The 13,273-nt window shown below is 30.3% G+C and carries 13 protein-coding genes; 6 read left to right on the forward strand and 7 right to left on the reverse strand.

What is annotated here, in order from left to right; genetic code table 11:
- Window positions 1–347 precede the first annotated feature (347 nt).
- Genes KQI68_RS02140 through KQI68_RS02160 form a run of 5 tightly spaced genes read right to left on the reverse strand, consistent with a single transcriptional unit; the run spans window position 348 to window position 4,424 of the window.
- The gene (locus KQI68_RS02140) at window positions 348–761 is read right to left on the reverse strand and encodes a metal-dependent transcriptional regulator (protein ID WP_216548462.1); all 414 of its coding nucleotides are present in this window, start codon (window positions 759–761) and stop codon (window positions 348–350) included.
- Window positions 758–1,870: a metal ABC transporter permease gene (locus KQI68_RS02145; RefSeq protein ID WP_216548463.1), complete on the reverse strand. Its 1,113-nt coding sequence runs from the start codon at window positions 1,868–1,870 to the stop codon at window positions 758–760. Before KQI68_RS02145 ends, KQI68_RS02140 begins: the two co-directional genes overlap by 4 nt.
- Complete coding sequence (locus KQI68_RS02150) at window positions 1,867–2,748, reverse strand: metal ABC transporter permease (protein WP_216548464.1); 882 nt, start codon at window positions 2,746–2,748, stop codon at window positions 1,867–1,869. The genes KQI68_RS02145 and KQI68_RS02150 overlap by 4 nt, the downstream gene beginning before the upstream one ends.
- Complete coding sequence (locus KQI68_RS02155) at window positions 2,741–3,469, reverse strand: metal ABC transporter ATP-binding protein (RefSeq protein WP_216548466.1); 729 nt, start codon at window positions 3,467–3,469, stop codon at window positions 2,741–2,743. Before KQI68_RS02155 ends, KQI68_RS02150 begins: the two co-directional genes overlap by 8 nt.
- A gap of 7 nt (window positions 3,470–3,476) precedes the next feature.
- A complete protein-coding gene (locus KQI68_RS02160; protein ID WP_216548468.1) occupies window positions 3,477–4,424 on the reverse strand; it encodes a metal ABC transporter solute-binding protein, Zn/Mn family in 948 nt (315 codons plus the stop codon).
- Window positions 4,425–4,917: 493 nt separating this feature from the next.
- Here KQI68_RS02160 and KQI68_RS02165 point away from each other — a divergent pair, with 493 nt between their 5' ends.
- Together KQI68_RS02165 and pepD are read left to right on the forward strand one after the other, a co-directional pair.
- Window positions 4,918–6,321, forward strand: a complete 1,404-nt coding sequence (locus KQI68_RS02165) for a YfcC family protein (protein ID WP_216548470.1) — start codon at window positions 4,918–4,920, stop codon at window positions 6,319–6,321.
- 13 nt (window positions 6,322–6,334) lie between these two features.
- Window positions 6,335–7,789 (forward strand): beta-Ala-His dipeptidase, encoded by a 1,455-nt coding sequence (gene pepD, locus KQI68_RS02170; RefSeq protein WP_216548471.1) that lies wholly within the window; start codon window positions 6,335–6,337, stop codon window positions 7,787–7,789.
- A 57-nt stretch (window positions 7,790–7,846) separates the two neighbouring features.
- Here the strand turns inward: pepD and KQI68_RS02175 are convergent, their stop codons facing one another.
- Complete coding sequence (locus KQI68_RS02175) at window positions 7,847–8,194, reverse strand: phage holin family protein (protein ID WP_216548472.1); 348 nt, start codon at window positions 8,192–8,194, stop codon at window positions 7,847–7,849.
- Between the two features lie 46 nt (window positions 8,195–8,240).
- Window positions 8,241–9,173: a LysR family transcriptional regulator gene (locus KQI68_RS02180; RefSeq protein WP_216548473.1), complete on the reverse strand. Its 933-nt coding sequence runs from the start codon at window positions 9,171–9,173 to the stop codon at window positions 8,241–8,243.
- A 237-nt stretch (window positions 9,174–9,410) separates the two neighbouring features.
- Between KQI68_RS02180 and KQI68_RS02185 the strand changes: the two genes are divergently transcribed.
- Genes KQI68_RS02185 through KQI68_RS02200 form a run of 4 tightly spaced genes read left to right on the forward strand, consistent with a single transcriptional unit; the run spans window position 9,411 to window position 13,026 of the window.
- Entirely contained in the window at window positions 9,411–10,262 is an 852-nt protein-coding gene (locus tag KQI68_RS02185; RefSeq protein ID WP_216548474.1) for a DUF6282 family protein, read from the forward strand.
- 1 nt (window position 10,263) lies between these two features.
- Entirely contained in the window at window positions 10,264–11,259 is a 996-nt protein-coding gene (locus KQI68_RS02190; protein WP_216548475.1) for a TRAP transporter substrate-binding protein, read from the forward strand.
- A 13-nt stretch (window positions 11,260–11,272) separates the two neighbouring features.
- Window positions 11,273–11,737, forward strand: a complete 465-nt coding sequence (locus KQI68_RS02195) for a TRAP transporter small permease (protein ID WP_216548476.1) — start codon at window positions 11,273–11,275, stop codon at window positions 11,735–11,737.
- Window positions 11,738–11,742: 5 nt separating this feature from the next.
- Window positions 11,743–13,026: a TRAP transporter large permease gene (locus tag KQI68_RS02200; protein WP_216548477.1), complete on the forward strand. Its 1,284-nt coding sequence runs from the start codon at window positions 11,743–11,745 to the stop codon at window positions 13,024–13,026.
- The last annotated feature ends 247 nt before the right edge of the window (window positions 13,027–13,273 follow it).

The raw sequence follows: 13,273 nt of genomic DNA on the forward strand, positions 1-13,273 counted from the left end.
TAAAAGCCACAGTCATTGCTGCGGCTTTTTTATAATTTATAATTTTATATATTGTAAGAATGGATAGAGCTGTTTCAAGCACAATGGCATTATTGGCTGGGAAGTTTTTCCCATCTATTTCCTATGCCTTTGCAAGCAAATCTTGTGACACGTAGGTTATTATCAAAAGTATAGCTAATGAAACTAAGTGATTACTTGCTTTGAAGTCATATAGAGTTTCAGCTTTTATTATTAAAAATATAGTTATTATTGTATAAATCAGCACAAACCATTTGTTAGATGGATAAAGATAGTTGTAAAATCCAAAGATAATAAAGATTATAAAAAAAATTAAAAGAAATAAATCTTTACTTTTTATAATTTTCTAAATTTATATATATTTTTTGACCATGAGGACAGCTTTCAGGATAACCCATATGTTTATTTAAGCTATCTGTTAATTTTTCACCAGTTACATGCTCAAGTAAATCTGCCTGATCATGCACCTCATCTTCGTCAAAATCTAAAACTGTTTCTAAAAAATATTCCCATAATCTGTGAATTGAAATTAATTTCTTTGCGACTTTTTCGCCTTCATCTGTCAAATATATTTTAGTTCCTTCTAAATATACAAGGCCTTCTTCAGTTAACTTTTTTATCATTTCTGTAACAGAAGGTTTTGAAATTTTAAGATAATGGCTTAAATTTTTATTTTGAGAATATCCTCTCTCTTCCATATCTTTAAAGATATTTTTTATATAATCTTCTTTGCTTGGACTCATGCTAAATTAAACTCCTCTAATAGTGATTTATATTTATTATAACCTAAATCAGTTAATTCATAAATCATTTTGGAGTTGTTGACTTTTACAAGATTTTTCTTCTTTAGATAATTTATATTTTTAAGAGTTGTATTTTTATCCCAGTTTAAGTGAGTATTTATCGTGCTAACCCCAAGTTCTTCGATTTCCTCAGTCTTGCCCAAGTGAGTACCAATGTGAATCAAGACAGAATATGCAGTTATTAGCTTTTTGTTTTTGTGCTTCATATAAATTTGTCCAATCATTCCATCTTTATTAAATGATAAAACGATTAAAAAAACTACCCCGGCAACTGTGGCTGTTGTGCCTGACATTGAAAGATTTAAGAAATTTGCAATTAGAAAACCTAAAAGGCAATTTATAGCTGCAAACACGCCTGATAAAATAAGCATCTTCTTTAAATCCTTGCTTATTAAATATGCTGTGGCAGCAGGTGTTATAAAAAATGAAATTACAAGTATTGCTCCAACGCTGTCAAAGGATATAACAGCTGATAGAGATGCAAGAGTCATAAGTGCATAAAATAAAATCTTTGAAGAAAATCCGCTTATACTTGCAAAGTCGGGATCAAAGCTTGAAACTTTAAGCTCCTTAAAAAATATTATGATAAATAGCGAGTTTATCACAAACATTATGCTTGAAAAGACAAGTGCCTTTGGAAGGTCAAATCCAAATACATTCATTGTATTAAGTGGAGCAAGGATAACTTCTCCCATTAACACAACATCAGTATCTATATGCACATTTCTTGCAAATTTTGTAATTAAAATTACCGCTAGTGCGAAAAATAGAGGAAATACAATTCCCACAGCATCATCATTTTTTACAAGCCCTGTGTTAGAAAGCGACTCAATTGCAAAAACTGTAATAAGTCCAAAAAGTGCAGCTCCAATTATTAAAAGAGGCGATTCAATGTCTTTGGCTACAAAGTATGCAAGCACAATCCCAAGAAGGACTGAGTGGCTGATTGCATCTGTTAGCATGGATAGATTTCTAAGCATTAAAAATGACCCAATGCCTGAAAGGCTTAGTGCAGTCATTAAAAGAATTATGAAAATCATTATATTCATTTGTAAGCCCTCCTTTTATTGTATTTTGCAATAAATCCCTTAGGCCCGAAAATTAGTGACAAAAATGCAAGACTTGTCATTATTACAATAATTGTTGCACCTGTGCTCATACCTTGGTAGACTGTGGAGATATAAGTTCCAAGAACTGCAGAAACTCCTCCAATTACACTTGCTATTAGCATTACCTTAAAGAAATCATTGGACCACTGAAGAGCTGCAATTGATGGAACTATTAAAAGTGATGAAATTAAAATTGCTCCAACAATTTTAAGACCTGCTCCAATTAAGCTCATAGCAGAAATCATAATAATTGCATAAATTAATTTTTCGTTTATCCCTATTGTCTTCGCATAAACCTCATCAAATACAAAGACTTTTATTTCTTTGTAAAATAGAAATAGCAAGATTAGAACTGCAATTGATATCACTAGAATTATTTTAACATCGCCTTCCATCATGTAAGCGGCTTGACCAAAAATATAATTAGAAAGTCCCGATTGAGATGCACCTTTAAAATTTGGATTTCCTTGAATGTAGGATTTTAAAGCCATACCAAGTCCAAAGAAAGATGAAAGCACAACTGCTAAGATTGTATCAAGACCAACTTTTGAATTTTTATTAATTACTTGAATTAATATAAATGCCACAGATCCTGAAACTATTGCACCAAATAAAAGTATTACGGGACTTCTTGATGAAAAAGCCATAAATGCAAGGACAAGTCCTGGAAATGCAGAGTGACCTATGGCATCTCCTATTAGTGACTGCCCTTTTAATACAGTTATAGTCCCAAGTGCAGCAGATGAAATGGCAAGAAAAAGCGTGCCAATTGCAACAACGAGAAAACTATATGAAGTTAAGACAGAAGTATCAAACATTTATCTCGCCTCCAAAAGCCCTCTCTATGTTTTCTTTATTAAAAGCATCTTCTACAGTACCCGATGCAATAATTCTCTTGTTTAAAATTACAATATGATCAAAATATTTTTCAACAGTATTTAAATCGTGATGAACTACAATGGAAGTCTTGCCATTTTGTTGAGATTCTTTAAGAAAATCCATAATAATCGCTTCAGTTTTTTTGTCGACTCCAGCTAGAGGTTCATCCATAAAATAAATTCTTGCATCAGAAGCAATGGCACGAGCTATAAAAACTCTTTGCTTTTGACCGCCTGAAAGTTGTGAGATTTGTCTGCTTTCAAAATCAGAAAGACCAATTTTTTTAATGGCCTCTCTTGCTATATCCTTATCTTTTTTCGTAGGTCTTTTAATCCATCCGCAGTGAATATATCTTCCCATTAACACAACATCTAGTACAGTTGTAGGGAAATCCCAATTTACAGAAGAAGATTGGGGAATATAGGCAATTTCTTTTTGAACATCTTTTAAATCTCTGCCCATTATTTCAATTCTGCCAGATAAAATAGTTTTAAGACCAAGTATTCCCTTAAGAAGTGTAGACTTTCCTGCACCATTTGGTCCGATAATTGCAGTTATAGAATTATCTATAAAATCCACATCATTGTCCCAGATTACAGGCTTATCGTCATAGGCAATAGTTAAATCTTCAACTTCTATAATTGCTTTTTCCTTTTTCATATCACACCTATTTTAAATTATTTACAATTAAGTCAATGTTATGCTTGTACATATCGATGTAGTTGTCTCCAGATTGTCCTTCGGGAGCAAGTGAGTCAGAGAAGAGTTCATTTCCATCTCCACTTATAACCTCAACATCAAAGCCTTTAGCTTTACAAAGTTCTCTTAGTTTTTCCATTCTAGCAGGATCAGTAGTTGATTCTGCAAAGATAGCTGGAACTTTTTTCTCTACAATAAAGTTTGCAGTGTCTTCAATATCTTTATTTGCAACTTCAGAATCTGTTGAAACACCTTGAGGAGCTACAACTTCAATTCCATATGCCCTTGAAAAATAATTAAAGGCATCGTGAGGAGTTATTAAGAATCTCACATTTTCAGGAATTTCTGCAAGTCTTGTCTTGTTGTATTCATCTAACTCATCAAGTTCTTTTAAATAATTTTTAAGATTTTCTTCAATTTCAGTCTTGTGCTCAGGTACAAGTTCACTTAAAGCCTTTGCAGCATTTTCTGTTGCCATTTTGTATAGAGAAATATCAAACCAGAAGTGAGGGTCTACAATAATTTCACCATCTTGATCCATTTCGCCAAGCTTTTCCTTAGGGAAGTTTTCAGATAAATTTACTCCAGTCTTTTCTAAAATATCAACCATCTTACCTTCAAAGTGAAGACCGTGGAATAAAACTAAATCAGCATCAGAAATTTTCTTTGCATCATTTGTCTTAGGAATGTAAAGGTGTGGATCTTCGCCTGCAGGAATTATTAAATCAACATCGACATAATCCCCTGCAAGAACTTTTGTCATGTCGTATAAAAAAGAAGTAGTAGTAGTAACCTTTTTCTTATCGCTTTCTGCTTGCGCTACCTCTTTAGAATTATTCGTCTCCACTGGTTTATTGCTTTGACAACCAGTAAGTAAAACTAAAAATATACTCATTAATATAAAAAATTTTTTCATTTTATTCTCCTTAAAAATATTATTAGGATAACCTAACTTTATTTGATTATAAATAGGAAAAATAAAAAAGTCAACATATTTGATAACTTTTATCAATAAAAAAGACTTATCTCACAGACAAGTCTTAGATAATTCATGATTAATAATACTAATATTATTAAAACTAAGATTAATAAAAATAATATTGAAAACTATTGCACGAATATTCATGAAATAAAAATTTATTTTATGTATAAAAATGAGATAAAATATTAGTATATAAAATTAATATTATAAAGAATATCGAAGTTTAGAATCCTTGTTTTTAATGGAATTAGAGAGTGCACATTAAATAGGAAATGATAAATTTAGTATTTAATTATTTATCTTGATATAATTAAAAATAAGTATTAAACTATAAGTTAAGAGTAAAACTATTTACCAGGAATTCGATTTCTTGATTTAGTTTTATTTTTAGCTATTATAAATTTAAAAAGGAATGGAGGGAAAATTAATGGCTAAAGAAAAAAAGTTAAAATTTAAAGCTCCAGATGCGTTAGTTTTAATATGTATCTTAATGATTGTATGTGCAGTTCTTACATACATACTACCAGCTGGAGCATACGACAGATTTGTTGATCCAGCAACTCAAAAAGAGATGGTAGATCCTGCTTCATACCACAGAGTGGCAAATACACCTGTAGGTCCATGGCAAGTTCTTAAATCAATTCATCAAGGAATGAATGAATCAGCTCCAATTATTAATTTCTTATTTATTATTGGAGGAGCATTTGGTGTCTTAACTGACACTGGTGCATTAGATGCACTTATTCATAAAACATCTGTGAAATTAAAAGGTAGAGAAAAATTAGTAATTATATTTTTCTTAACATTTTGGGCACTTGGAGGAGCATTTTTAGGAAATTTCGAAGAATGCTTGGCTTTCATTCCTATGCAGATTGCTTTGTGTTATGCACTCGGTTTTGACTCAATAACCGGGGTTGCATTAGGATTGTGGGGAGTAGCAATAGGTTATATGGGTGGTATAATGAACCCATTTACGTTAGGACTTGCTCAAGATATTGCTGGTCTTCCTATATATTCTGGGATGGCATTTAGAGTTATTGTTTGGGCGTTCGCTCTAGCTGGAGGAATTTTCTTCCTTTATAGATATGCACAAAAAATTCAAAAAGATCCTACAGCTTCTTATACCTATGAATTAGATCTCAAGAATAGAAATGCTCAAGAAGAAATTGAAGAAGTTGAATTAACTTCTAGACATAAAATTATATTATTAATATTTGTATTATCTGTAGTTTGGATTATATATGGTGTAATTAATCATGGATTTTATTTAACTGAAATGGCAGCTGTATTTATTGTTATGGTTTTATTAATGGGAATTGCTGCAAAAATGTCTCCTGATGCAATAGTGGCATCCTTTGTTAAAGGGGCTGGAAACTTATTATACGCATGTATTTGTGTAGGATTTGCAAGGGGATTAACAATAATAATGACTGAAGGTAATATACTTGATGTAATAGTTCATGGAGCTACAAGTATATTAAATGGTTTACCAGCAATGATAAGCGCACCGATGACATTTATAGTTGTTTCAATCATTAATTTATTTATTCCGTCAGGCTCAGGTAAAGCTGTTATAATGATGCCTATTATGGTACCTATGGCTGATGTACTTGGTATTACAAGACAAACAGTTTGTTTAGCTTATCACATGGGAGATGCAATAACTAATATAGTTACTCCAGCTGGAGCACCTCTAATGGCGGCATTAGCAATGGCCAATATTCCTTGGACTACATGGATGAAGTTCTTCATGAAGTTCTTTATCTATTTAATGGTTCTAGGATGTATAGCATGTGTAGTTGCGATAAATATAGGATATGGACCTTTCTAAAAAGGAGGTAAAAATGAAAGAATTTACAATTGAATCTTTAAGAGAAAACCCACTATTTGATAATTTTTATAAAATATCTCAAATTCCACATGGAAGCTTCAATGAAAAAGAACTTAGTGATTGGATATACAACTGGGCTAAAGAAAAGGATTTAGAAGTAAAACAAGACGATTACAGTAATTTAGTAATAAAAAAAGATGGACAAAATGGTGGAGAAAATAAAGAGCCATTAATATTACAAGCTCATATTGATATGGTGTGTCAAAAAGTTGATGGATCAGATCATGATTTTAAAAAAGACCCTATTAAATGGGTAATTGAAGATGAATGGTTAACTACTGGGGGAGAAACAACGCTTGGAGCTGACAATGGGTTAGGTGTAGGTTTGATAATGGCTGTTCTTGAATCTAAAGATATGAATCATCCCCCTATTACAGCACTTTTTACTACAGTAGAAGAAGATGATTTTAGCGGAGCATCAAATTTACCAAGTGAGTGGGTAGATGCTGATAGAGCTATAAATCTTGATAACTGCGAAGATTATGTAATTATTGCAGGATCAAATGGTGGAACTGGAGCTAAAATTATTTTAGAAACTAATAGAGAAAAAATAGAAGATTCAAAAAAAGTTTTAAAAGTTGAGTTCTCAGGATTAGTTGGGGGACATTCTGGAGCAGATATAAATAAAGGTCTAGGAAATTCTATATTAATTATGGGAAGACTTTTAGAAAAATATAGAGAAAACTTTGAAGTTTCTCTATCAAAAATATCTGGTGGTACTTTTAGACTAGCCATTCCTAGAAGCTCAGAAGCAATTGTTGTTATTAATTCAAAAGACGAAGATAAGCTTAGAAAAGTAACTGATGAATTTTTAAAATTAATTTATCATGAATATTCAAAATTTAAAGATAGTATAAAAATAGAAATATCAGAAACTGAAGCTAAAGATAAATTTAAAGATGAAGATTTTGTAAAAATACTAGATATAATTAAACTTTCTCCTAATGGAGTAATAGATGTAAATGCAAAGAGCTTCATTATAGAGTCTTCTTGCAATCTGGGAGAAGTTCACACAGAAGAAAATGAAGTAATCTTTGTTTCTGAAATAAGAGCTATGAGAGATTCACAAATTGATTACACTTATTCAAGAGTTGAATCACTTGCTAGACTTGTGGATGCAAAAGATGAACAATTTGCTAGATATTTCGGATGGGAATTTAATGAAAATTCTGACTTAAGAAAACAATACAAAGATATTATAAAGGATATCCAAGACATTGATTGTGAGGTAAGAGTTTCACCAGGAGGTCTCGAAGGGGGATATCTAATTAATAAAAGACCTGGATTAGATATAATTTGCGTAGGAGCGCTTCATACAGGTCTACACTCTCCAGATGAAAGGGCAAATATTAATTCAGTATTAACTTTTTATGATAACTTTAAAGTATTTCTTGAAAGACTTAATTAAATAATAAAAATAAGGACTTATTGTAGTTAAATCCACAATAAGTCCTTTTAGATTTAATTAATCATCAGTTCCAATTATTTTTTTAATCAAGCTATTCACAAAACTCAAGACTATACTTGCCAAGAAGGCTGTTCCAAAGCTTGCGATAAATGCATTTGGTGACAAGCTAAAGGCAATTTTTAAAACTGCTGCGTTTACAACAAGTGAAAATAGTCCAAGTGTAATTATATTAATTGGCAGTGACAAAAGTTTTAATATCGGTTTTAATGTCATATTAACTAGGGCAAATACTATACCCATTATAAAAACGGACTCTATATTTAAAAATCTAATATTTTCAAAAAGAGCATCTAATATATAAAAAGAAAGAAAATTAACAAATAACAAACTGATTAATTTTTTCATATTAACACCTCGCATATTAAATACCCAAAAATAAGTAGCTTTAAAATTACAAGAATAGCTCTGAGGAAAATTCTATGACTTCATCTTTTAAAATTTTTATAAAAGCCTCAATGTATAATGGTTTCTCAAGGTATTGGTTAGTAACTAGGTCTACTCTTAGTGGATAATTAAAGTCTTTAATTGGAAAAAAATAGATATCAGTATTTTCCAAGAAATTAATAGCAAGCATCCTAGGAACTATAGAAAAAGTAACATTATTCAAGCATAAATCAATTTGAACATCGCATTCGCTAGTATAGCATGGAATATTGTGTAATTCGATTCCGTGAGTAATTAAATGCTGTTGTAAAAGCTTATATAATGCTCCTGTTTTGTTATAGGATGTCATAGGTATATTTTTAAATTTATTTAAATCTACTCCTTTTTTAAAATTTTTCAAATCATTTTTTGAGAAATATTCTTTGAACATATTCTTATTTATAACTAAATATAAAAAGTCTTCGCAGACAGTCTCAACATTTAATCCAAGATTGAGCCTAGTATTAATCCCTAAGAAAATATCTAGTTTATTATTAAGTAGTTCTTTTTCAAGTATCTTTGTATCACCACTGAAAAAAGAAATTTGAACATCTGGAAATAGCTTATGATATTTTTCCATTAATTTAGGAATTAATAATTTGGATCTAGTCGTACTCATTCCTACTTTCAAATATCCTTTTCTCTCACTAGAAAAGTCTGAGAGATTTTTTTTGAGATTTTCTTCTATTAAAGAAATGTTCTTATAAGAATTATATACAATTTCCCCAGCGGGAGTTAAATGCATATATGGTTTTCTATGGAATAATTTTGTTCCATATTCGTTTTCAAGTCTTTTTATATGATCGCTAACACATTGTTGTGTTACAAATGATTTTTCTGCAGCTTTACTAATATTTAAAGTCTCTGCAACAAGTAAGAAAATTTTTTCGTTTTGGGTCATATAATCACTCCACAAGATTAATATTAAAAAAAATAGCTAAATACAATAAAAAAGTTGTATGAATTATATTTTAAAATATATTTTATTAAAATATAATTTAAAATACTTTACTTTAATACTATTATACTATGAAAAATATTATTTAAACAAGATATTTATTGTTAAAATCAAAAATATACTTGTTTTTTATTTATGAAAAGGATTGCTAAAATATAATTGATTAATAAAGGAGAACATATGAGAGAAATAATAAATGAATTATTAGACGGTTCTTATGATTTACATGTGCATTCTTCACCATCTCATGTTAAAAGAACTACAGATGATATAGATTTAATCAAAACAGCTAGTGAATACAATATGAGTGGTGTAATGATTAAAAATCATTATGAACCTACAAGTGGAAGAGCGGCATTAATAAATTCGCATTTCAATTTTAGTACAAAAGCATATGGGGGAGTAGTATTAAATACACCTGTTGGAGGTATTAATCCTTACGCATGTGAAAGTGCTTTAAATTTAGGTGCAAAAATAGTATGGTTGCCTACTCGTGATGCAAAACAGTCACTTAAATATGGAAACATGAAGGGAGATTTTTTTAACAGAAAAGGTATTTCTGTATTAGATCAAAAAGGAAGATTAATAGACAAGTTTAAGGAAGTTGTTGAAGTTGTGAAAAAATATGATGCTGTTTTAGCTACAGGTCATATAAGTGATGAGGAAAGTTATAAAGTTTGCAATTATGCGCTTGAACATGGAATAAAAATAATTTTAACTCATCCAGACTGGGTAAGAACTAAAATTCCAGTCGAAGAACAGATAAAATTAGCAAGTAAGGGCGTATTCATCGAAAAAGTATGGGCTAATTTAGATGATGGAGATTGTAGTAAATATGAATTTATAGAAGTAATGAAAAAAACAAATTTTGAAAATATTTTTATTACTACTGATCGTGGATATTATACAAAAAAATCGCCTATTGAATCTTTGATAGATTGCATAGAATTTTTATTAAATGAAGGAGTTGATAAAAAAGATATAGCAAAGATGATTAAGACTACACCAAAATTTATTATGAAAGGAGAATAATATGAGAAAGTTTCTTAATTTAATTTTAATGCTAATACTTTCTTTTACATTATTGGGATGTTCTGAAAAAGATAATAATAAAAAAGTATTTCAAATTGGTTTTACTACAGCGCCTGTTGAAGATGATCCGTATTATATTTTTGCAAAAACATTTTCTGATATTGTAAAAGAAAAAACTAATGGAGAAATAATAATTGATGTAAAAGGATCAGGGCAACTAGGTCAAGAAGGTGAAATGTTCACAGGTATGCAAATAGGAACTACAGATATGGCAATTATGACTAATGCATATATAAGTGGATATATACCACAAGCTGGTCTTTTCGATCTTCCGTTTATTTTTAAAAATGGAGAAGAAGCAGCTAGAGTACTCGATGGAAAAGTGGGAAAAGAAATATTAAAAGGATATGAAGATTATGGTATTGAAGGATTGGCTTATGGTGAAGGTGGATTTAGACATTTAGTTACTGTTAAAAATGAAGTAAAGAAACCAGAGGATTTTCATGGGCTTAAAATAAGATGTATGGAAACTGATACATATATAGCGACTTATCAAGAACTTGGAACAAATGCTGTACCTATGGCTTGGTCTGAGACAATTACAGGATTACAACAAGGAACTATTGATGGATTGGATATACCTGTAAGTGTTATCTATACAAATGGTTTTGCAGATATAGCTAAATACGTTAATATGACAGGGCATTTTTATTCACCGCTGATTTTATGTGTTTCTAAAACGATTTATGAGGAATTAGATTCTAATGAACAAGAAATCTTACGAGAAGCAGCTATTGAAGCAGGAAAAACTACTAGAATTTCAAATGCTAAGTCTGAACCAGTTATGTTAGAAGAAATGGAAGCACAAGGAATGAATATTGTTCAAGATGTGGATAAAGAGGCCTTCCAAAAAGCTTTTGAAGATTTTTATGATAAAAGGGCAGAAGGAATAGGAAAAAAATATCTTGAAGAATTAAGAAAAGAACTTGGATTATAAAGGAGCGATTGTTATGGAGAAAGCTTATAATATTATTACAAAAATTTTGAAATTTGCAATCGTAGTTATATTTAGTATTCTAGTTGCATCTTGTGTTCTTCAAGTATTTACAAGATTTGTACTAAACTCTTCTTTATCATGGACTGAAGAATTAGCAAGATATACTTTTATTTGGGCCAATATGCTAGGTGCAATTTTGTGTACTAAAAACAAAAGTAATGCAACTGTTAGTGTGATTACTGATAATTTGAGCGAACAAAACCAACAAAAATTAAATTTCTTGGTAAATATTCTATCAATAGTTATCGGATTTATATTACTATATTATGGATCTAGGGTTGCTTGGGCAGTTAGAACTCAATTAAGTCCAGCACTTAGAATAAGTATGACATTGGTTTATGGAGCTGCTCCTGTTTTCGGAGCTCTACTAATATTTTACTGTATATATGATATATATTCCTCGAAGAATAAGGAGTGATTAGAATGATTGGTATAATGTTTATATTTATGTTCGCTTTAATTTTTATAGGACTTCCTGTTTATTTATCAATTTTAGGATCAGGAATAATGTTTTTAACAGCTACTGGTTTAAAGCCATTATTGTTAGTAAGCCAGAGAATGACTACAGGATTAGATTCATTTCCTCTACTTGCTATACCCCTTTTTGTATTAGTTGGTGAGCTAATGGATAGGGGTGGAATATCTAAAAGAATGATAAATTGGGCTGATTCGTTGATGGGATGGGTTCCTGGAGGACTTGGCGTTGTAACTATTGTATCTTGTGCGATATTTGCAGCTTTAACGGGTTCTGGGCCAGCAACTGTAGCAGCAATAGGATCTATATTAATTCCATCTTTAACAAAGACAGGATATGATAAAAAAACAGCTGCAGGTATGGTTGCAGCTGGCGGAGCGTTAGGCCCTATAATTCCACCGAGTATTGCAATGATAATATATGGGGTTACTATGGGATTGTCTATACCTAAAATGTTTATTGCTGGAGTACTTCCCGGCTTAGTTATGATGGCATTATTAATACTTGTTAATTTCTTTGTTATTAGAAATAAACCAGAGATATTTAATAAGAGAGAAAAATTTGATTTTATCAAACTGTTAAAAAATACATGGTCTGCAATTGGAGCATTATTATTACCAATAATTATTTTAGGTGGAATATATGCAGGAATATTTACTCCAACAGAAGCGGCTGCGGTAGGTGTCGTTTATGCTTTATTACTCGGTTTAATTATTTATAGAGAAATAAATATAAAAGATTTGCCTAATGCATTATTAAAATCTATGGAAACTGCGGCAATGGTAGGAATAATAATGGGAGCGGCGAACTTATTATCATGGATAATGTCAGTAAATAATTTTGGAGATATGGTTACTAATGCTCTTGGGTCATTTATTACAACAAGAGTATCATATTTAATAGTATTAATGATATTACTATTCTTTGTTGGAGCTTTAATGGACACTGTTGCTGCAATAATAATATTAGCGCCTGTATTAGTTCCATTTGGAATTGAGCTAGGCATAGATCCTCTTCATTTAGGTATGATATTTGTTATAAATCTTGTTATAGGTTATGTAACTCCACCTTTTGGATATAATCTATTCACAGCTCAATCTATTACTGGTTTGAAATTTAATGATATAGTAAAAGGCGTAATTCCATTTTTGATAATAGAATTACTCGCAGTAATGTTATTTGCATTTGTACCTGGAATTATAACATTTGTACCAAATTTATTAGGGCTATAAAAATATTTACATGAAAAATATTGCATTATAATACAAATCCTCTAGGATTATTTGAACCTGGAGGATTTGTATTTATTAATTATAAAATAAGAAACATTTACTATGATAGTTTAAAATTAAAGATAAATTATGTATTTTATTTATATTGACTCTAATTTTATCTTCTATCTATGAGCATCTATTTTTTGTTATATAAAACACAAGATTTCTACAAATTTTTTTGTAATCTTTAACGGCTTTATGATAT

It is taken from the genome of Peptoniphilus ovalis (assembly GCF_018919265.1).
In the GTDB taxonomy this organism is placed as follows: Bacteria; Bacillota; Clostridia; order Tissierellales; family Peptoniphilaceae; genus Peptoniphilus_A; species Peptoniphilus_A ovalis.